Genomic DNA, 18962 nt, shown 5'->3' with positions numbered 1-18962 from the left:
GGAGCATATACTCCTTGGGGATTCTTTGTAGGGGCGTGAATGATTGTGGAACTGGTTTTAGCTTTTCTTGCCGGCGTGGTGGCCTGTGGTCTGGCCATTCCGGTGCTGGCTCGGTTCCGTGAACGCATGGAGCGCCGCCGCGTCCGCGATGCGGACGCCAACCAGGTCACCAGTGTGAGCCAGGTCCTGCATCTCGCCGTGGCGGGCTCGCCGGCCGGTATGACGGTGCTCTCGCGCGACAAAGAGGTCATCTTTTCCAACCCTGCGTCCCATCAAATGTCGATGGTGCACGACCGTGCCGTGAACCCCGATATTTGGAAGGTCGCGGAGGAGGTCTTCGACGATAAGGAGACTCGAACGCTGGACCTTGCCATTCCCAAGCGGCGCACGGGTAACCGCGTGATTCAGGTACGCGCGGTGGTTCAGCCGCTGACGCTGAACGACGATCGCTTCGTCATCGTCTACGGCACCGACGAGTCCGAATCGGTGCGCATGGAATCTGCCCGCCGTGACTTCGTGGCTAACGTGTCGCACGAACTGAAGACCCCAGTCGGCGGCATCGCCCTGTTAGCCGAGGCCCTCCTCGAAGACACGGGGGATCCCGAGCATGTCGAGTACTTCGGCAGCAGGGTGCAAAAGGAAGCCGCTCGCATGGCCGAGATGGTCAGCGAGCTCATTTCCCTGTCCAAGCTGCAAGGTGCGGAGGCGCTGCCAGAAATGGAGCCGCTTGACCTCGATGACGTCATCGATGAGGCCATCACCCGCAACCAGCTCGCCGCCGATTCCCACCACAACCAGCTCACCCGCGGCGAATCCGCAGGTGTTCACGTCATGGGAGATAAATCCCTCCTGGTTACGGCGATCTCAAACTTGATCTCCAACGCCATCCACTATTCGCCGGATGAGCTTCCGGTATCGGTGACGCAGAAGGTCGTCGGCGGGAAGGTCGTGCACATCCGAGTCACGGACCGCGGCATCGGCATTGCTCCGGAAGACCAGAAGCGGGTATTTGAGCGCTTCTTCCGCGTGGATAAGGCACGCTCCAGGCAGACCGGCGGGACTGGCCTTGGCTTGGCCATTGTGAAGCACGTCGTGGCTAATCACGGCGGCAATATCAAGCTGTGGTCACGCCCCGGAACTGGCTCGACGTTTACTATCGAGCTCCCTATATACGCCGAAGAGAAGCCAGCGGATAATCTTATTAACCGGGATAATATAGAAGACGGAGCCGTCAGCTCTGCCGCCCCTGGTTTGCAGCGCGCTGTGGCGCGTGTAGCAGCTCGTCGAAAGGATAAAGCGCAATGACCACCATCCTCATCGTTGAAGATGAAGAGTCGCTGGCCGATCCCCTCGCCTTCCTCCTCCGAAAGGAGGGATTCGACGTTCTCCTTGCCCCCGACGGGCCCAGCGCGCTCGAACAGTTTGCGGCACATAACGTAGACATCGTCCTGCTGGACCTCATGCTGCCGGGAATGTCTGGAACGGACGTCTGCAAGCAATTGCGCACGACGTCTTCTGTGCCGGTGATTATGGTGACCGCGCGCGACTCGGAGATTGACAAGGTTGTGGGCCTGGAGCTCGGCGCGGATGACTATGTGACTAAGCCTTATTCCTCCCGCGAGCTCATCGCCCGCATCCGCGCTGTGCTGCGCCGTGGCCAAGATGTCTCCTCCGAGCACGCTGAGGAGGAGCCCGACGAGCAAATCCTGGAAGGCGGCCGCGTGCGCATGGATGTGGAGCGCCACACCGTTCTCGTGGCCGGCGAGCCGGTATCCATGCCGCTCAAGGAGTTTGACCTCCTCGAATACCTACTGCGCAACGCCGGACGTGTACTGACTCGCGGCCAACTCATTGACCGCATCTGGGGAGCGGATTATGTGGGCGATACCAAGACCCTCGATGTTCACGTCAAGCGCCTCCGCTCCAAGATTGAGGCCGAACCTTCCCGCCCACAGCAGCTCGTGACGGTGCGCGGCCTGGGCTATAAGTTCGAGGCTTAAACGCGGGGGTCAGCCGGGTGCCGCGGGAACTCGACTCCGGACCGTGCCCGGGCCTCGCAGTGTGTGGCCAGGATGTCGTAGCACTCCTCTCCGAGTAGCGCGATCAGCTCGGTTTTCTGCGACTTCCACAGCGGTTCTTCCGCGATGTGGCAGGAGGGATCTGCCGAGCAATACCAATCAAAGTCCTCTCCGCCGTTACCCCACCCGCGGCGGTCATATTCGCCGATAGTGGTGCGCAGGATTTCCTCCCCGTCGGGGCGCTCCTCATAGTCCTCGTGCCGGCGAATCGGCAGCTGCCAGCACACCTCGGGCTTGACCACGGTGAGTTCCTCACCCGCCTCGAGCGCCCATTGGTGGATAGCGCAGCCCGCGCCCGTGGGCCAGCCGGCGCGGTTGGCAAAGATGCAGGCGCCGTCGACAAGCGGCGTCTTCAGGGCCGGTTCCGGCTCGCCATCATCGCCGTCGAGCTCATCCCACTCCAGCCAGGGCTCCAACTCCTCAGGTTCTCCGTGCTCCAGGAACTCATCTACCCCCGCAGGGCGGTGCTGCCAGAAGCGGGCGGGCATGCGCGCGACGGCGTCGCGAAGCTGCTCCCGATCCGTCTCATCAGCCATGTAGGCGCCGTGCACGCAGCAGCCGACATCGGGCTGCTGCTTATCGATGCCGTGGCACCTCTCCGTCCCAAACTGGCAGGCATAGTGCGATTCGAGCCAGGTCAGGTCGATGGAAAAGATGTGGAGTGGATCGTTTGGATCCGTAAATTCAAACCACTCTCTGGGGAAGTCGGGGGCCTTTTCGCGGCCGGCCAAGATGGACGCCGCCGCCGGGGAGGAGGCGGGAAAACCCAGGTAAACTTCATTCGATTTCGGGCGATTCACACCTACCCACGGTAGACCTACTACTCTAGAGGCGTGCGATTAGGTGTATTAGACGTCGGAAGTAATACCGTCCACCTCGTTGCGGTCGACGCCGCAACCGGTGGGCGGCCTTCGCCGATGAGCGATTGGAAGACCCCGCTGCGTCTGGTGGAACAGCTAGACAAGGACGGCAACATCCACGAGAAGGGCATGAAGAAGCTCATCTCCGCCGTGGGTGAGGCCGCTGAGCTGGGCCAGAAGCTGGGTTGTGATGAATTCATCGCTTTTGCTACCTCCGCCGTGCGCTCGGCCACGAACTCGGCCAAGGTTCTCGATGAAGTTGAGAAGCAAACCGGCGTCCGCCTAGAAATCTTGTCGGGCGAGGAGGAAGCGCGTTTGACCTTCCTCGCCGCCCGCCGGTGGTATGGCTGGTCCGCTGGCCGCATCACCAACCTCGATATCGGTGGCGGTTCGCTGGAGCTGTCCACCGGTACCGATGAGCATCCGGAAATGGCTTTCTCCCTCGACTTGGGAGCTGGCCGCCTGACTCATAATTGGTTTGATACCGATCCTCCGCAGAAGTCCAAGGTAAATTTGCTGCGGGATTACATTGACGCGGAACTGGTCGGCGTGGCCGATAAGATGCGCGCCCTGGGCCCTGCGGGATTGGCCGTGGGAACCTCGAAAACATTCCGCACGCTGGCCCGTTTGACCGGTGCTGCGCCCTCGTCTGCGGGTCCCTACGTCAAACGCACCCTTACGGCGCCGGGTTTGCGTCAGCTGATTTCCTTCATCTCCCGTATGACTGCAGCTGACAGGGCGGACCTTGAGGGTGTAAGTTCTACCCGATCGCATCAGATCGTCGCCGGTGCTTTAGTGGCGGAGGCGAGCATGCGTGCCCTGGGAATCGAAAAGCTGGAGATCTGCCCCTGGGCTCTCCGAGAAGGTGTCATTTTGCGCCGTACCGATAAGGGACTGGAATAGGAAAGAAACGTGGCTGACAAGAAACAGTTGACAGTTGCGGAGCTGCTGGCCCGTAACGCGAAGGACCGACCCGGCGAGGAGAAGACCCCGCGCCGCCGTCGCCGGAGCCTCGATGAAGGCGGCATCTCAGTTGCGGAGCTGACCGGCAATCTCGAAAAGGTCAAGGCAACCCCGGCTGAGGCAAAACACTCGAACGTCTCCATCGATGAGACGGCCCCGGTGATTCCTGCGCCGAAGAAGGAGAGCAAGGAAGAGGCTCCAAAGAAGGCAGACAAGAAGGCCGACGACAAGGCTCAGGCTGCCGCCGTTCCTGCGGAGAAGCCCTCTGATGATGACACCCGCGTCATCCAAAAGGTCAAGGACGAGCCAAAGAAGAAGACCGAGGACAAGCCTGAGCAGAAGTCTGATGCAAAGGAAGCTGAAAAGCCTGAGGTAAAGACGGCCACCAAGCCTGAAGCAAAGACCGCCGCACCGGTCGATGAGAAGCCACAGGACGCTGCCGAGGACACCTTCACCACGGGTGAGCTCGAGGCAGTCGACCACGACGTTGAAGAATACGACGACTATGACGACGAGGAGGACGAGGACAAGCTCAACCCCTTCGCCGTCGTCCTGCTCGCCCTCGTGGGCATCGTGCTCGGCGCCATCGTGTTCAAGGGCTTCGAGATCCTCTGGGATCGCTTCGACCGCCTCGTTGTCCTGGTGCTTGGTGTGGTTGTCACCGGCGTCATCGTCGGCATCGTCCACGCACTGCGCACCAGCCGCGATGGTCTCTCCATGTTCCTTGCAGCCGTGGCCGGCCTAGTGCTGACCTTCGGCCCGCTCCTCGTGGTGATGTAAGAACCAGCTCCACAGGGCACCTTCTCATAAGGCATCTGTCAAAAGACAGATGCCTTATGCATGCGCGGGGTCAGTGAGGCAGCAGCTCAGATCGCAGGCAGCGCTCTTGCTTGGTGGCCGCATCCTGGCCTTTCTGGCACCCTGGAAAGCATGACAAAAATTGCAGTACTTGGTGGAGGACAAATCGGTGAAGCCCTAGTTTCCGGGCTGGTGAATGCGGGCTATGACGCCGCGGACATCGTGGTGACCAACCGTCGTTCCGAGCGTAGCGAGGAGTTAAAGAGCACCTATGGCGTGTCGGTCACGAGCGATAATGCCGCGGCTATCGACGGCGCGGAATACATCTTCGCGTGTGTGAAGCCCTATGCCATCGAGGAGCTCCTTGAGGGTCTCGACATCCCCAAGACGGCCGTGGTTGTGTCCATGGCTGCTGGCCTGACCCTCGAGACGTTGGAGAAGGCCGCCGGTGAGGGCGTGCCAGTCGTCCGCGTTATGCCGAACACCCCCATGTTGGTGGGCAAGGGTATGTGCACCTGCGCGGGTGGTTCCCACGTCACCGAGGAGCAGCAGGCTGGCGTGGTCATGCTTCTGGAAGCCGTTGGCGAGGTTGCAGTCATTGAGGAGAAGCACATCGACGCTGCCACTGCACTGGCAGGCTCTGCCCCCGCGTATTACTTTCTTGTCACCGAAGCGCTGATCGACGCCGGCGTACAGCTCGGCCTCACCCGTGACGTCGCCGAGAAGCTAGCCACCCGCACTGCCCAAGGCGCGGGCACCATGCTGGCTGAATCTGGCAAGGATCCCGTGGCTTTGCGCGCAGGGGTAACCTCCCCGGGGGGAACCACTGCTGCCGCCCTTCGTGAACTCGAGGAGTCCGGCCTGCGGGGCGCGTTCTTCCGTGCCGCCGAAGCATGTACCCAGCGTGCGCAGGAACTTGCTTAAAATTTCCCGCCGTTCTGGTAGCCCTGTGGCATATGTTGTCACACGGGCTTGATGGGGAACAGCGGTGCGAAAGAGGAAAAAATTAGCTCTTGGGTCGCATTAGTCACACGTTTCACGCTAAGCTGGCAGGAGCGCGTGCGTGATAGTCCTGTGGGAGGGGAAGCCTACAGCGCGTCACGTGCTGAAGGGTTAAATAAACTATGACGAATGAAGATAAGGGAACTTTCCTGACCATCGCCGAAGTTGCGGAGATCATGCGTGTCTCCAAGATGACGGTGTACAGGTTGGTTCATGCAGGTGACATGCCGGCCGTGCGCGTGGGACGCTCCTTCCGCGTCCACGAATCTGCCGTCAAGGAATACCTTGAGGCCTCCGTATACGGAGCCTAGCGTTCACCTCTTTCTGGCAGCGCCCACCACTGTGGACCACTCGCGGTCCGCGGCGGTGGGCGCTGCCCTTAGTTTTGGTGCTGGGCAGGCCGCTAGGTAAGATAGTGAGCATTCGTTTCGGCACTGGTATGCCTGTGTCTCCCTGTTTCGCAGGGGCCGCCACGAGTGCACCGTGTGTGGTTTCATTCCAGGCGTTGCCGGCCGGTTTACGTACGTACTAATTCCGAAAGTGAGGAAACCTACTATGGGTTCTGTCATCAAGAAGCGCCGCAAGCGCATGTCCAAGAAGAAGCACCGCAAGATGCTGCGCCGTACCCGCGTTCAGCGTCGTAAGCTGGGCAAGTAAAGCTTCGCCTGCAACTCCCCGCATGGTCCTTTTAGGTTCGTGGCGGGGAGTTTCTGCTATCTATTCTCCTTTCCCTCCGTCGTTTCAGACGACCTTTCCGTCGTCTCACATGACGTCGTTTCAGACGACGACGCCGCTTAGAACGGAATGTCTTCCTGTGGAGCGCCCGGGGTGCGGGGTTCCTCAGCAGCGGCCTGCGATTCCTTAGCTGCCTGCTGGGTAGCTTCCTCCTGGGCGCGCTCGCGGGTGGCCGTAATTTTCTGGGCCACCGTCTGCGCCCAACGCTTCGTCTTCTTCGCCAGCGGGCCGGTCGGCTCTGTCATGGCCCATGTCCCGTCCTCGTAGAGCCACACGATGTCCCCGGTGTGCGGGTCCATGATGTAGTGTGCGCGCCCATCAGTCTTCATATTGTGATGGTGCTGGCACAAGCTGGCCAGATTGCGCGGGTGCGTGGCACCGCCGTCGGCATAGTTGATGCGGTGGTCCATCTGGCACAGGTAGGCCGGCCGGTTGCATCCCGGAGCGCGGCAGGTGCCATCCCGGCCTTCCACAAATTTGCGGATGAGTTCCGAAGCCACGTAGCTAGCCGATTCCGGCGGTTCCGAGGAGAGGTCGCGCGTGCGTGTGGCGGGTATGTCCTGCGAGGTCCATCCATACCCTTGGACAAAGGTGGGAGCATTGTCGATATCACTGGCCTGGTAGGTGTGCAGAATGATCGTCGCCGGCGGAGAGATACTGCCGGCGATGAGCTTCTTTAAGGCATCCGCCTGCGAGAGCCCGTTCTCCTTCGCTGCCTGTTTGATATAGCCATCCAGAATCATTCCCGTGGCACTATCAGTGTTGAGCTCAAGAATGCCGCGCTCACTAGTATCGGTAAAGGTATACGAGTCCTTCTTCGGAGAATCGCGGAAGGTGAATGCTTTATTGATGCTCTTGCAAATATCGCGAACCTTGCGCCCAATCTGCGCCGGAGTAGGAAAGACCTGATTCGGGGAGGTGGGGGTGAAGAAGGTGACCAGGGAATCGTCGATAAGCGCGAGCGTTTCCGGTGGCAGTTTACCCAGCTTCGTCAGGGTGCGGTCGATGGTGATGAGTGCCTTCATATCCAGTAGAAACTGACTGTCCTGCAGTTGCTTGACCTGCGGGAGCTCCGTGAGGCGGTGCACGGCCAGGCAGCATTCACTCACGGTGTAGTCACCGACGCCAAGCTTGGCGACGAGCCTCTGGCACGCAACATCAAAATCCTCATCGAGGTCTGGCATGGCAGCTACCCAAGAGCGGTAGTCGGCGCGGCGGGCGGCGCTGCGCTCCACGGCGAGGGCGCAGTCAGGGTTCATGTGGGAAAAGAAGGCGGTTTGAGTGGCGGTATTCACGGTGTCCCCCAAGGTTTATGGTGTCGTTTGTATGTTCTATGCACACTATAAAACATGCCTCGGACATCTATCTTGAACTGGGGGTATGGCAATATTTGGGCCGCTGTAATGGTGTGCATGTTTGCTCTCGTAGGCCGGGTGGAAAGTCTCATACTTTCCGGCCCCACAGGAGTCCGCCACGTACGTAAAATGGCGAACTATGTTGCCTAGACTCCTCACCCTTGACAGCCTGGTTATCTCACAGACCAAGTCCTTCATGCAGGATGAATTCCTGATCGCCGATGAACAAGGTGTGCCCGTCGGGACGATTCTGCAGTCGACGAGCCTGAAGGACATGTTCTTCAACTCTTCCCGCAGCCTCGAGGTTGCTTTTACCGATGAACAAGGTAATCCGCAGCAGCCGCTCATGGTGATTAAGGATCCGCCGAACTTTGTGCGGGATACCTATGAGGTGTATCTTCCGGGCGTCGAGAAGCCTATGGCAGTCGTGACCAAGAAATTCTCCCTCCTGAAGACGCGCCTGACCTTGGAGATGGAAGGCTTCCCAGAGATCGAGATTGAAGGCGATGTGTGGGATTGGAATATCACGATTACCAGCCAGGGGCAGCCCTTAGCGGAAGTGCGTAACGAGTGGTCGGGCGTGGGCCGGTTCCTCGCTGGGAAGAATACCTACCGCCTCAGCATTGCGCCGGGCCTCGACCCGCAACAGCATGCTGGGCTGATTGGTGCGGTCATGTGCATGGACATGCTGCGCACCAAGGCTCAAAATAGCAGCTAGCGGCGCACGAAGCGCCAGCTGCCATAGGAGAAGAGCGCGGTGGCGAGTGCCGGGAGGCCGTAGGTGCGCACGGCCTTGCGCACCGAGCGGTAGTCGCGGATGAGCCAGCCTTTTTCCTCTGCAATATCGCGCAGCTTGGAATCCGGGTTAATGGCCACGGGAGTTCCCACCATGGACAGCATCGGGACATCGTTGGCGCTGTCGGAGTAGGCGGTACAGCGCTCAAGATCGAGATTCTCCAAGGTGGCGAGCGCCGCCACTGCATGCTTTTTACCTGGCCCGTGGAGGATATCGCCCACGAGGTGGCCGGTGAAGCGGCCATCTTTGACCTCCGCCACGGTGCCGAGAGCGCCGGTGAAACCGAAACGCTGCGCCAGAATTTGCGCCAGCTGCACGGGGGTCGCCGTGACTAGCCACACCTGCTGGCCAGCATCGAGGTGCATCTGCGCCAGCTGCTTCGTGCCCGGGTAGGCCTTCCGGGCCATCGATTGGTCCACGATGCTCTCGCACAACACCACCATCTCCTCCACCGAGCGGCCCTTGACGAACTCGAGCGCTTGCACGCGCCCCGCGGCCACGTCGGCGGCATTCTCCGAACCGGAGACCCGGAATTTCAGCTGCTTCCATGCGATGGGAAGGATCTCTGAGAGCTTGAAGTAGCGGCGGCGTGCCAGCCCCAGGGCGAAGGACACGAGCGAAGAGCCCTGGACCAAGGTGTTATCCACGTCGAAGAAAGCTGCAGCGCCGACGTCTTGGGGGATGTCCGGGTCTGGCTCAGTGATGGAGCGCGCGCCGGCGGATTCGAAGGAACCCCGAACAGAATCCACGCCAGAAGAAAAAGCTTCCAGGTCGATGCCGAAGAGGTGCTCTACCGCCGCGGCTGCCGACGCCTCACCGGCCGCCCTTTGGTGCTCTTCTCCCAGCGGTGCGAAGGCCTGCTGCTCTAGGAAATTGCGCAAGTTTCCCCTGCTTGCGGTCCAATTGGCAAGGAACTCACGGGGAGAATCGGGCATACCGGGAGGCAGGGGGAGGGGCACGCGTTCAGCTTTCATAGGGTGGGAAGACTAACGTGTCCATAGTAAACCGCGAACCGTTCTACGTCCTATCGAGGAGTTCTTAATGTCTCACGTCGTCGAGCTGATGGTGCGTACCACGTGTGGCTCCTGCGCGCGCGTTCTGGAGCAGATTACCCCGGTGGTCCGGCAGGCTGGGGCAGAGCTTAAAGTACGCAACGTCGATGAGGATGCGGAGCTGGCCATGGAATATGGTGATCGCGTCCCCGTTGTAGTTATTGATGGCGAGGAGTTCTCCTGCTGGGAAGTGGACAACGAGGAGCTAGCGCAAGCGCTGGCGGAGTAGCTTTCCTCGGGGACTCCCGCGAGTTTCGGAAACGAGCTGAAAACTAGTAGTCTTTTGGATGATCTATGTCATCCAAAGGGATGATGCAAAACTGGAGGGTTGTGCATGAGTGTGCTCGTCGTGGGCATGTCGCATCAGTCGGCGCCGGTGGCGCTGCTGGAAAAGCTGAGCATGGACGAGACCGTGCAGAATGACACCTGCCGTGCCATGGTATCGGCAGGCTCGTTGAGCGAGGCGATGATTATCTCCACCTGTAACCGCCTCGAGGTCTATACAGTCACTAACTCTTTCCACACCGGCGTCCAGGATGTCGTGCGCAACCTCGCTGAAGTCTCCGGGGTGGAGGAGGAGAAGCTGCGCTCCTATCTTTATGTGCGCTATGCCGACGCCGCCGCCGAGCACCTCATGATGGTGACCTCCGGCTTGGACTCGATGGTGGTGGGTGAGCAGCAAATCATCGGCCAGGTGCGCACTGCCTACCAGTTTGCTTCGGAGCAAGGAACCGTCGGCCCGCGCATCCACGCGCTGGCACAGTCCGCGCTGCGTACCGGCAAGCGGGTGCATTCCGAAACTGAGATCGATGAGGCGGGCTCCTCCATGGTCTCCTTTGCTTTTGATCAGGCGCTAAGCCGCATGGGTAGAGAAGAACTCGCGGGCAAGCGAGTGCTCATTTTGGGCGCAGGTGCAATGGCTTCGCTGGCGGCAACGCACGCGGGGCGCCTGGGTGCGCACCTGATTATCGCGAACCGCACCATCGCCCGCGCGGAGCGCGTGGCGCAGCACGCCCATGAGGCGGGCGTGTACGCAGACGTCATTGAATTCTCGGAGCGCGCCCAAGCCCTGCGCGATGTGGACGTGGCGATTTCCGCCACGGGAGCCCAGGGCTTCACTATTACGGCTGCCGACGTCGAGCGCTATCACGTGGCCGACCGCGAACTCATGCTCGTGGATCTGTCCCTGCCGCGCGATATTGATGATGCCGTGGCAGAGGCCGAGGGAGTCGACCTGATCAATATCGAGCGTCTCAACAACTCTCTGCAGGCGGCCGATACCGATCTGGCAGCGGGTACCAGCCCACACGCGCAGGCGCGGCGCATCGTCAGTGAAGAACTCGAATCCTATGCTTCCGAGCAGCGCGTCCGCGACGTCGTCCCAGCCGTATCGGCACTGCGCAAGCGGGCGGCAAACCTGGTCCAGTGCGAGGTAGCGCGGATGGGACAGAAGCACCCCGAGCTGGACGAGCGCCAGATGGGAGATATCAATCGCGCACTCAAGCGCGTTGCGGATAAGCTGCTGCACGAGCCCACGGTTCGCGCGAAGCAGCTCGCGGCCAACTCCGGCACGGTTAGCCATGAGACCGCGTTGCAAGAGCTTTTTGGGCTCCAGCTGGAGGGCAGCGGCGTGGCGGTAGACATGGCGGAGCTGCCGGATGCCGCGCAGATGGAAGCCGCGGAAAATACTAAGGAAGAAAAGGACGCATAGATGTTGAAGATCGGTACCCGAGGATCCCTCCTGGCCACTACTCAGTCCGGCCACGTACAGGAGTGGTTGCAGCAGGAAGGCTATGAGGCCGAGCTGCACATCGTTACCACGCAGGGTGACGTCAACATGGCTCCCGTGGAGCGCATCGGTGTGGGTGTGTTTACGCAGGCCCTGCGTGAGGCCGTCGACCGCGGCGAGTGTGAGATCGCAGTGCACTCCTTCAAGGACCTGCCCACGGCTGCCGACGAGCGTTTCGACCTCGTGGTGCCGCAGCGCCAGGACGTCCGTGAGGCGCTCATCGCCCGCGATGGCCTGACCCTCAAGGAGCTGCCGGAGGGCGCGCGCGTGGGCACCTCCGCGCCGCGCCGCATCAGCCAGCTGCGCGCTATGCGCCCGGACCTGGATATTCGTCCGCTGCGCGGCAATATCGATACCCGCATGGGCAAGGTCACCAGCGGCGAGCTCGACGCCGTCCTCCTGGCCTACGCAGGCCTCGTGCGCGCGGGTTACGCGGATCGCGCCACCGAGGTCTTCGATCCGGAGGTCTTCATGCCCGCGCCTGCGCAGGGCGCGCTGGCCATCGAGGCAGTGAAGGGAACTGAGGCGGCGAAGGCTATTGCTTTGCTTGCCGACGCCCCCGCCACCGCCGCCACTCGCGCCGAGCGCACCGTGCTCTCCCAGCTGGAGGCTGGTTGCACTGCGCCGGTCGCCGCTACCTCTCACTGGGAAGGGGAGCAGCTGGTCGTTCGCGGCGGTGTCTTCGCTCTCGACGGCTCCGGTCAGCTCATCGCTCAGGCCCAGGGCCCGGCAAGCGAAGCAGAAGAATTAGGACGTGCGGTGTCCAAGGAGCTCTTCGCACAGGGAGCTGCAGACGTGCTGGCAGCGGAATAATCGCACGTAATTTTTGCTTTGGGGCCTTTTCCTTTAGTGTGTATCTAGCACACGATCATTGAGAGCAATGATTTAGGCCCCCTTAACTCGCGAGTGAGGGGCTTTCTTGTCTCCACTCCCGCGCCTGCCACGCTTCGGCGCCGGGGCACTCGGAATCCACAAACTAGAAAAGAACCTTATGAGCAATGCTGCGCCGGATACCCAGCCTGAGCTGGGTAAGTCTGATCTGGGCAAAGTCGTCTTCGTCGGTGCCGGCCCAGGCAACCCCGACCTGCTGACCGTTCGCGCCCGCGAGGTTCTGGAGACGACAGCCAACGTTGTTACCGACCCGGGGGTCTCGCAGGGCGTGCGTGACATGGTGGCGCAGCAGGTGCCGGTTCCGCAGGAGCTACTCGACGCCGCCGAGGAAGAGTACGAGCGCATCTGTGCTGCCGCGAAGGAGGCGGGTGCGCGCCGCAAGCCGCCGCGCCCGGCACCGCCGACGGCAGCGGTCTTTGAGGAGGTCGAGGGGGACGTCGTCAAGCAACTGCGTAACGCGCTCGAGCGTGCCGAGGGGCATGACGTGATCCGTCTGGTGACCGGTAACCCGCTCAACCGTGAGTCCATCAAGGCGGAGATCACCGCCGTGGCCAATGCGGGTATGGAATTCCAGGTGGTCCCGGGCATGTCTCTGCCTTCGACGGTTCCTTCTTTCGCGGGCATCGCTCTCGGTGCGACCTATACCGAGGCCGATATCACGGAAGGCGCGGACTGGGACGCACTGGCCACCGCGACGCAACCGATGGTTTTGCAGGCCACGGCAGATGACCTGCCGGTCATTTCCGCCGAGCTGGTGGAGCGCGGGATGCCGGCGGAGACGGAAGCATACGTCACCGTCCACGGCACAACGCGCCTACAGCGCACACACGAGACCACGCTGGGAACACTCGGCAAGCTCGGCGCTGAGCTGCCGGGCGAGCTCGTGGTCACGCTGGGGCGCAGCTTTGACGATCGTTCGAAGTATTCCTGGTGGGAAAACCGTTCGCTCTATGGTTGGCGCGTGCTGGTGCCGCGCACGAAGGAGCAGGCCGCAGCGATGAGCGCGCGCCTGGCTGGCCACGGCGCCATCCCACAGTCGGTTCCCACCATCTCCGTGGAGCCTCCGCGCAACCCGGCGCAGATGGATCGCGCCATCAAGGGCATTGTTGAGGGACGCTACAAGTGGGTCGTGTTCACCTCCGTCAATGCGGTGAGCGCGGTGTGGAAGAAGATCGCGGAACTCGGCCTCGATGCCCGCGACTTCGCCGGCGTGCACCTCGCCGCGGTGGGGCAGAAGACCGCCGATGCGATTCGCGCCAAGGGCATGGTCCCGGAGCTTTTGCCGCCGGCAACGAAGCAGAACGCCGAGGGTCTCGTGGAGGTTTTCCCCAACTACGTCGAAGACATCGACGCCGTGGGGCGTGTGCTGCTGCCGCGCGCTGATATCGCCGGCGAGGCGCTGGTGACTGGCCTGCTGGACTTGGGCTGGGAAGTCGATGATGTGGTGGCCTACCGCACGGTGCGTGCGGCCCCGCCGGCGGCGGAGATCCGCGACATGATCAAGACCGGCGGCTTCGACGCCGTGGCTTTTACCTCGCCCTCGACGGTGCGCAACCTCGTCGGCATTGCCGGCAAGCCGCATGCCCGCACCATCATCGCCTGCATCGGCCCCTCCACCAAGGCGGCGGCTGAGGAGGTGGGTCTGCGCGTGGACGTGGTCCCGGAGGTCGCGGATGTGCCGATGCTTGTCGACGCCCTCGCTGAGCACGTTGCGGCCCTGCGCGCTGCCGGTAACCTGCCTGCTCCGCGCAAGAAGCGCCGCTCGCGCAAGAAGACGGCGTAGACCGCGTCTGGGCGGGCAGGTGACGGGCGACTAGAGTCGGGAAGGTAGTTCAATTTTCTCGTAGCTCAAAGGAGAGTTTTTACTCATGAGCATTGCTCGCCGCCCCCGCCGCCTACGCCAGAACCCGGCTTTTCGGGATTTGGTTGCGGAAACGTCGCTGCGCCCCTCCGACCTCATCCTCCCGATGTTCGTGGTCGATGGTCTGAATGAACCCCGTGACATCCCCTCCATGCCGGGCGTGCAGCAGCACAGCCTGGATTCCCTCAAGCGTGCCGCGCACGAGGCCCTTGATGCGGGCGTGACCTGCGTTGACCTCTTCGGCGTGCCGCGTGAGGAAGACAAAGACGCGACCGGCTCCGTGGCTTGGGACCCGCAGGGCATCCTCAACGTGGCGATTGCGGAGCTGCGCCAGGAATTCGGCGATGACCTCATCGTCATGGCGGATACCTGCCTTGATGAGTTCACCTCCCACGGCCACTGCGGCGTGATTGATGACCAAGGCCGCGTGCTCAACGATGAAACCGTGGAGCTTTACCAGGATATGGCTCGATCCCAGGCCCGCGCTGGTGCGCACATGGTTAGCCCCTCCGGCATGATGGATGGCCAGATTGCCGCCATCCGCGAGGCCCTCGATGAGGCCGGCCACGAGGATGTTGCCATCATGGCCTACTCGGCCAAGTATGCTTCGGCCTTCTTCGGCCCCTTCCGCGATGCCGTGGGCTCCTCCCTGGAGGGCGACCGCCGCACCTACCAGCAGGACCCGCGCAACTTCCGCGAGTCCATGCTGGAAGTGGACCTGGACATCGAGGAAGGCGCGGACATTGTCATGGTTAAGCCTGGCCTGCCGTACCTCGATGTGCTGGCCGGTGCCGTCGAGCGTTCCTCCGTGCCGGTAGCTGTTTACCAGGTCTCCGGTGAGTACGCGATGATTCAGGCTGCCTCCCAGAACGGGTGGATCGATGGCGAGGCCGTTATGCTGGAGTCCTTGACCGCGTTCAAGCGCGCGGGCGCGGACCAGATCCTGACCTACTTCGCCACGGACGCCGCCCGCTTGCTTAAGTAATAAGGAGAATCGTGACGTTCAGCCCGAACACGGCTTCGTCGGCACAGAAGCCGACGAAGCAGGACAAGGAGCAGGATAAGGAGCAGGCCAAGCGTACAGAGGCCGTCTCCCTCATGCTTAAGGTGTGGACCGTTGCCTTGGTGCTTGAGGTGGTCCACCTAGTCTTGAGCATCGTGCTGACCCTGCTGAATAGGGATGAGCTCTTTGCCCAGGCCCGCAAGACCGCGGAGTCTGCGGCGGAGAAATCCGGGCAGGACGTGAGCGATGCCCTCGTACAACTCGTGGGCTATGGCTCGGTGGCCTTCAGCTCGCTGATTTCACTCGCCATCGTGGTGCTGCTGGGCATCATGCTGGGCTTTATCCACAAGAACTCCAAGGCAGCCGGTACTGGCCGGCGCCTGTGGTTCGCCTTCTCCCTCTACTTTGCCCTCCGCGTACTCATCGTCTTCATCAGCAGCCCCGCCGGGGCGAGCGCGCCGGATTGGCTCTTCCTGCTCGACGGTGCCGTGCAGATCCTCGTCGGCGTGGCGGCCGTGATGGGCTTGATGTTCTCCACCAAGGAAGAGGTACTCGAGTACACCGGCGAGATGGAGCAGCTGCGCCAGATGCGCAAGGAGATGGAGGAGCAGCGCCGCCAGGAAAACCTGGAGGAGCGCGAGAAGAAGAGCAAGGACCGGGAGAAAGAAGACAACAAGGACGGCAAGCGATGAGCGAGCGCCCCGGCCCCGCGGACTATAACCGCCGCCCACGCCGCCCCAAGAAGCAGGGGGAGCAGGATTCTTCCACCTGGCCGTCCCAGCTGCGCATTGCCTATTGGGTCTGCGTAGTTGCCGCAGTTGTCATGCTCACCGCCGGGATGGTGGGGCTCTTTGGTTCCTATACATCGGTGACGAACACCCAACTCAGCCCGGAACAAGTGGACTATATCCGCTTCAACACACGTTTCGCGGCCATCTCCAACGTGGTGGGCGCCGTCGTCATTGCGGCGTGCTCCGCGCAGTTGGCGAGCGGCTCGATATGGGCGCGCCGCATCATCACCGCGGTGTCTGCCTACATCATGTTCGTCAGCATTGCGGCGCTGATCGCGGGCGTGGGCGGGTTGCTCTTGTTGCTTATCCCGATGGCACTCTTGGTGGCCATCTACTTCCTCTTTCACCCGGATTCGACGGCTTTCATTAAGGCCCGCCGCGCCCAAAACTCCTGATTGGCGCCTACTCCAACTTTTGATTCATAATGGACGGTATGTCTCGACTGTCTGATGCGCCGCTGATTGCTGCCGCTACTGGCCACACGCCCTCCCGCCCGCCCGTCTGGTTCATGCGCCAGGCAGGGCGCTCTTTGCCGGAGTACCGCAAGGTGCGCGAGGGAATTAGCATGCTGGATTCCTGTTTCATGCCGGAGCTCCTCGCGGAGATTACCCTGCAGCCGGTGCGCCGCCACGATGTTGATGGCGCCATCCTGTTCAGCGATATCGTTGTCCCGCTCAAGGCCGCGGGCGTCGGTGTGGAGATCGTCCCCGGCCGCGGTCCCGTCATGGATGCGCCCGTGCGCACCACGGAGGACGTGGCCAACCTGCCTATCCTCGACGTCGATGTGCCCGAGGTACGCCAAGGCATTGAGATTATTCTGAGCGAGCTCACCGACAAGCAGGCCCTCATCGGTTTCGTCGGCGCGCCCTTCACCTTGGCCAGCTACCTCATTGAGGGCGGACCGTCGAAGAACCACGAGCGCACCAAGGCCCTGATGCATTCCGATCCGGAAACCTGGCACAACCTCATGAAGCGCCTCACCCCGACGATCATCTCCTTCCTGGAACTCCAGCTGGATGCCGGCATCGACGCGATGCAGCTCTTCGATTCCTGGGCGGGCTACCTCAACGAGCGCGATTACCGCGAGTTCGTGCTGCCCTATTCGGAGCAAATCCTCAAGGTCGCTGAAGGCCGCGTGCCGCGCATCCACTTCGGTGTGGGGACCGGCGAGCTGCTCGGCGCGATGTCTGAAGCTGGCTCTGAGGTCATGGGCGTGGACTATCGCGTGAGCATGAATGCCGCCGCGGCCCGCGTCAACGCGGACATCCTGCAAGGCAACCTAGACCCGGCTCTGCTGTTTGCCGGCGAGGATGCGGTGCGCAAGGAAGTACGTGCCATCAAGGCAGAAGTAGATGCCGCCCGCGCGGCAGGCAACCTGCATGGACACATCTGGAATCTCGGCCACGGCGTGCTGCCGACCACGGAGGCGGAGGCTGTTACGCGCGCCGTCGCCATCATCCACGAGGAGGGCTAAATGAAGATCGCGATTATCGGTGCTGGCTTAGCGGGCCTCACCGCAGCGTGGGAGTTACGCAACCACGAAGTCTATGTTTTCGAGGCAGCCGACCGCATCGGCGGCAAGCTGCACACCGTGGCTTTCAACGGCGGCCCTACTGACATGGGCGCGGAGGCCTTCATCCGCCGCCGCCAAGACGCCGTGGATTTCTTCACGGAGCTCGGCCTGCAGGATTCCTTTGTGGAACCCAATTCGCAACTGCGCCCGCGCGTGTACACCGGCGGCGCGCTGCACTTCCTGCCGCAGGGCGGGGTCATGGGCATTCCTTCCGAGCCGCAGGATTTCTTCTCCGCGACGACCAACGAGCGCATCACCAACGAGCAGCCCTTCGAATGGGAAATCGGCGGGGATGTCTCCGTGGGCAAGCTCGTGCGCCAGCAATACGGCGATGACGTGGTGGATCACGTGGTCTCCGCACTGCTCGGTGGGGTCTACTCCTGCTCGGCCGATGACCTGGGCCTGCGCGCCACGGTTCCGCACCTGGCGGCCACGCTGGACTCGTTGGCGAAGGAAGGCCCCGTCACGCTGTCGGCGGCAATCAAGCAGATTGAGTCCGGCCGCAGCCCAGCCGAAGGTTCCGTCTTCGGCACCTTCAAGGGCGGCTACGCCGAGCTCTACGAGGCCCTCGCTGAGAAGTCCGGTGCGCAGATCCACCTGGACACCTTCGTTTCCGGTGTGACGCGCAAGGGTGATGCCTTCGAGGTCAAGGGCGCGCCGGGGGATATCGGTCCCTTCGACCGCGTGCTCTTTGCCACCCCGGCACCCACCACCGCGCGCCTGCTCAAGGCCGTGGCCCCCGAGGCCGCCCAGGAGCTGTCCACCGTCCAGCTGGCTTCCTCTGTGGTCGTCGGTTTCAACTTCGCCTCCGCCACGGATCCGGAGGGTAACTCCCTTCCGGAGGCCACCGGCATCCTCGTTGCTTCGGACGAGCCGGACGTGCGCGCCAAGGCCTTCACGCTCTCCTCCAACAAGTGGCCGCACCTGGCAGAGCGCGAGGGCTTCCTCGTGCGCGCCTCCTTCGGCCGCTTCGGCGATGACTCCCTCGTGCGTGCGGAGGAGGATGACCTGGTGGACTATGCCCTCGATGACCTGCAGAAGATCACCGGCTTCGACGGCCGCGCCGCCGGTGTGGAGGAGATCTACACGCAGCGCTGGTTCGGCGGCATCCCCCGCTATGACGATAAGCACCTGGCCACTGTTGCCGCGGTCCGCGCCAAGCTTGCCGACGTCCCCGGTATCGTCACCGCCGGCGCCTGGGCTGATGGAGTCGGTGTGCCCGCCGTTATTGCCGGTGCCCGCGCTGCCGCGCAGGCGCTCGTCAGCTAGCTCGCTGTCGGCGCCTGCTTTTTAGCACCTCACAAAGGGCGCCCCGCAAAAGGCGTCTGATAAAAGGTATCTTTGGGTGTAAAAACGCCATCTGCAATGCGCAAAAGGCGTTTTTGGCCGTGAAAACGCCTTATGACTGATGCCTT

At 62.1% G+C, this 18962-nt stretch carries 20 protein-coding genes; 17 read left to right on the top strand and 3 right to left on the bottom strand.

From position 1 onward, the window contains the following. Window positions 1-39: 39 nt before the first annotated feature. Together HMPREF2743_RS10455 and HMPREF2743_RS10450 are read left to right on the top strand one after the other, a co-directional pair. Complete coding sequence (locus HMPREF2743_RS10455; RefSeq protein WP_070443950.1) at window positions 40-1305, top strand: sensor histidine kinase; 1266 nt, start codon at window positions 40-42, stop codon at window positions 1303-1305. Continuing rightward, on the top strand, window positions 1302-2000 hold the full coding sequence (locus tag HMPREF2743_RS10450; protein ID WP_070443947.1) for a response regulator transcription factor: 699 nt from the start codon (window positions 1302-1304) through the stop codon (window positions 1998-2000). The genes HMPREF2743_RS10455 and HMPREF2743_RS10450 overlap by 4 nt, the downstream gene beginning before the upstream one ends. Here the strand turns inward: HMPREF2743_RS10450 and HMPREF2743_RS10445 are convergent. Continuing rightward, window positions 1997-2878, bottom strand: coding sequence for a DUF3109 family protein (locus tag HMPREF2743_RS10445; protein WP_070645773.1), 882 nt, complete (start codon window positions 2876-2878; stop codon window positions 1997-1999). The two genes, HMPREF2743_RS10450 and HMPREF2743_RS10445, sit on opposite strands and share 4 nt — an antisense overlap. Before the next feature lie 33 nt (window positions 2879-2911). Between HMPREF2743_RS10445 and HMPREF2743_RS10440 the strand changes: the two genes are divergently transcribed. From HMPREF2743_RS10440 to HMPREF2743_RS12525, 5 genes are all read left to right on the top strand, one after another. Further along, window positions 2912-3841 (top strand): Ppx/GppA family phosphatase, encoded by a 930-nt coding sequence (locus HMPREF2743_RS10440; protein WP_012714802.1) that lies wholly within the window; start codon window positions 2912-2914, stop codon window positions 3839-3841. Between the two features lie 9 nt (window positions 3842-3850). Next, a complete protein-coding gene (locus HMPREF2743_RS10435) occupies window positions 3851-4681 on the top strand; it encodes a hypothetical protein (protein WP_070818777.1) in 831 nt (276 codons plus the stop codon). A 150-nt stretch (window positions 4682-4831) separates the two neighbouring features. Continuing rightward, the gene (gene proC / locus HMPREF2743_RS10430; protein ID WP_070526164.1) at window positions 4832-5623 is read left to right on the top strand and encodes a pyrroline-5-carboxylate reductase; all 792 of its coding nucleotides are present in this window, start codon (window positions 4832-4834) and stop codon (window positions 5621-5623) included. A gap of 200 nt (window positions 5624-5823) precedes the next feature. Further along, window positions 5824-6012, top strand: coding sequence for a helix-turn-helix domain-containing protein (locus HMPREF2743_RS10425; protein WP_010189818.1), 189 nt, complete (start codon window positions 5824-5826; stop codon window positions 6010-6012). Between the two features lie 244 nt (window positions 6013-6256). Next, window positions 6257-6358, top strand: coding sequence for a 30S ribosomal protein bS22 (locus tag HMPREF2743_RS12525; protein ID WP_003855542.1), 102 nt, complete (start codon window positions 6257-6259; stop codon window positions 6356-6358). A gap of 137 nt (window positions 6359-6495) precedes the next feature. On the opposite strand, the gene HMPREF2743_RS10420 is transcribed toward HMPREF2743_RS12525, so the two are convergent. Continuing rightward, window positions 6496-7731 (bottom strand): HNH endonuclease signature motif containing protein, encoded by a 1236-nt coding sequence (locus HMPREF2743_RS10420; RefSeq protein WP_083321636.1) that lies wholly within the window; start codon window positions 7729-7731, stop codon window positions 6496-6498. Window positions 7732-7930: 199 nt separating this feature from the next. Here HMPREF2743_RS10420 and HMPREF2743_RS10415 point away from each other — a divergent pair, with 199 nt between their 5' ends. Next, complete coding sequence (locus tag HMPREF2743_RS10415) at window positions 7931-8509, top strand: LURP-one-related/scramblase family protein (RefSeq protein WP_070526120.1); 579 nt, start codon at window positions 7931-7933, stop codon at window positions 8507-8509. Here HMPREF2743_RS10415 and HMPREF2743_RS10410 read toward each other — a convergent pair. Then, entirely contained in the window at window positions 8506-9561 is a 1056-nt protein-coding gene (locus HMPREF2743_RS10410; RefSeq protein ID WP_246824499.1) for an HAD-IB family hydrolase, read from the bottom strand. The genes HMPREF2743_RS10415 and HMPREF2743_RS10410 overlap by 4 nt on opposite strands. Window positions 9562-9628: 67 nt before the next feature. Here HMPREF2743_RS10410 and HMPREF2743_RS10405 point away from each other — a divergent pair, with 67 nt between their 5' ends. From HMPREF2743_RS10405 to HMPREF2743_RS10365, 9 genes are all read left to right on the top strand, one after another. Beyond that, entirely contained in the window at window positions 9629-9868 is a 240-nt protein-coding gene (locus HMPREF2743_RS10405; protein WP_070744498.1) for a glutaredoxin family protein, read from the top strand. Between the two features lie 105 nt (window positions 9869-9973). Next, window positions 9974-11350 carry a glutamyl-tRNA reductase gene (locus tag HMPREF2743_RS10400; RefSeq protein WP_070818776.1) on the top strand — a complete coding sequence of 459 codons (1377 nt, stop codon included), beginning with the start codon at window positions 9974-9976 and terminating at the stop codon, window positions 11348-11350. After that, window positions 11351-12241: a hydroxymethylbilane synthase gene (gene hemC / locus HMPREF2743_RS10395; RefSeq protein ID WP_070818775.1), complete on the top strand. Its 891-nt coding sequence runs from the start codon at window positions 11351-11353 to the stop codon at window positions 12239-12241. It begins immediately after the preceding gene. Between the two features lie 178 nt (window positions 12242-12419). After that, window positions 12420-14102 (top strand): bifunctional uroporphyrinogen-III C-methyltransferase/uroporphyrinogen-III synthase, encoded by a 1683-nt coding sequence (locus HMPREF2743_RS10390; RefSeq protein ID WP_070818774.1) that lies wholly within the window; start codon window positions 12420-12422, stop codon window positions 14100-14102. A gap of 85 nt (window positions 14103-14187) precedes the next feature. After that, window positions 14188-15165, top strand: a complete 978-nt coding sequence (gene hemB / locus HMPREF2743_RS10385) for a porphobilinogen synthase (protein ID WP_010189806.1) — start codon at window positions 14188-14190, stop codon at window positions 15163-15165. Window positions 15166-15176: 11 nt separating this feature from the next. After that, complete coding sequence (locus HMPREF2743_RS10380; RefSeq protein ID WP_070818773.1) at window positions 15177-15875, top strand: MFS transporter; 699 nt, start codon at window positions 15177-15179, stop codon at window positions 15873-15875. After that, window positions 15872-16369: a tellurium resistance protein TerC gene (locus tag HMPREF2743_RS10375; RefSeq protein WP_070744489.1), complete on the top strand. Its 498-nt coding sequence runs from the start codon at window positions 15872-15874 to the stop codon at window positions 16367-16369. Before HMPREF2743_RS10380 ends, HMPREF2743_RS10375 begins: the two co-directional genes overlap by 4 nt. 38 nt (window positions 16370-16407) lie before the next feature. Continuing rightward, window positions 16408-17448, top strand: coding sequence for a uroporphyrinogen decarboxylase (hemE, locus tag HMPREF2743_RS10370; RefSeq protein ID WP_070526097.1), 1041 nt, complete (start codon window positions 16408-16410; stop codon window positions 17446-17448). Then, window positions 17449-18816: a protoporphyrinogen oxidase gene (locus HMPREF2743_RS10365; protein WP_070818772.1), complete on the top strand. Its 1368-nt coding sequence runs from the start codon at window positions 17449-17451 to the stop codon at window positions 18814-18816. The last annotated feature ends 146 nt before the right edge of the window (window positions 18817-18962 follow it).

This window comes from Corynebacterium sp. HMSC036D02 (assembly GCF_001836165.1).
Classification (GTDB): Bacteria; Actinomycetota; Actinomycetes; order Mycobacteriales; family Mycobacteriaceae; genus Corynebacterium.
This window is presented reverse-complemented; position numbering and strand designations above follow the sequence as displayed.

What these genes read in the sequence shown, in the direction of transcription:
- hemE (WP_070526097.1), top strand. Translation starts at nt 16,408, where the DNA reads ATGTCTCGACTGTCTGATGCGCCGCTGATTGCTGCCGCTACTGGCCAC.
- HMPREF2743_RS10425 (WP_010189818.1), top strand. Translation starts at nt 5,824, where the DNA reads ATGACGAATGAAGATAAGGGAACTTTCCTGACCATCGCCGAAGTTGCG.
- HMPREF2743_RS10365 (WP_070818772.1), top strand. Translation starts at nt 17,449, where the DNA reads ATGAAGATCGCGATTATCGGTGCTGGCTTAGCGGGCCTCACCGCAGCG.
- HMPREF2743_RS10390 (WP_070818774.1), top strand. Translation starts at nt 12,420, where the DNA reads ATGAGCAATGCTGCGCCGGATACCCAGCCTGAGCTGGGTAAGTCTGAT.
- HMPREF2743_RS10400 (WP_070818776.1), top strand. Translation starts at nt 9,974, where the DNA reads ATGAGTGTGCTCGTCGTGGGCATGTCGCATCAGTCGGCGCCGGTGGCG.
- HMPREF2743_RS10410 (WP_246824499.1), bottom strand. Translation starts at nt 9,561, where the DNA reads ATGAAAGCTGAACGCGTGCCCCTCCCCCTGCCTCCCGGTATGCCCGAT.
- HMPREF2743_RS10415 (WP_070526120.1), top strand. Translation starts at nt 7,931, where the DNA reads ATGTTGCCTAGACTCCTCACCCTTGACAGCCTGGTTATCTCACAGACC.
- hemB (WP_010189806.1), top strand. Translation starts at nt 14,188, where the DNA reads ATGAGCATTGCTCGCCGCCCCCGCCGCCTACGCCAGAACCCGGCTTTT.
- HMPREF2743_RS10375 (WP_070744489.1), top strand. Translation starts at nt 15,872, where the DNA reads ATGAGCGAGCGCCCCGGCCCCGCGGACTATAACCGCCGCCCACGCCGC.
- HMPREF2743_RS10405 (WP_070744498.1), top strand. Translation starts at nt 9,629, where the DNA reads ATGTCTCACGTCGTCGAGCTGATGGTGCGTACCACGTGTGGCTCCTGC.
- proC (WP_070526164.1), top strand. Translation starts at nt 4,832, where the DNA reads ATGACAAAAATTGCAGTACTTGGTGGAGGACAAATCGGTGAAGCCCTA.
- HMPREF2743_RS10450 (WP_070443947.1), top strand. Translation starts at nt 1,302, where the DNA reads ATGACCACCATCCTCATCGTTGAAGATGAAGAGTCGCTGGCCGATCCC.
- hemC (WP_070818775.1), top strand. Translation starts at nt 11,351, where the DNA reads ATGTTGAAGATCGGTACCCGAGGATCCCTCCTGGCCACTACTCAGTCC.
- HMPREF2743_RS12525 (WP_003855542.1), top strand. Translation starts at nt 6,257, where the DNA reads ATGGGTTCTGTCATCAAGAAGCGCCGCAAGCGCATGTCCAAGAAGAAG.
- HMPREF2743_RS10455 (WP_070443950.1), top strand. Translation starts at nt 40, where the DNA reads ATGATTGTGGAACTGGTTTTAGCTTTTCTTGCCGGCGTGGTGGCCTGT.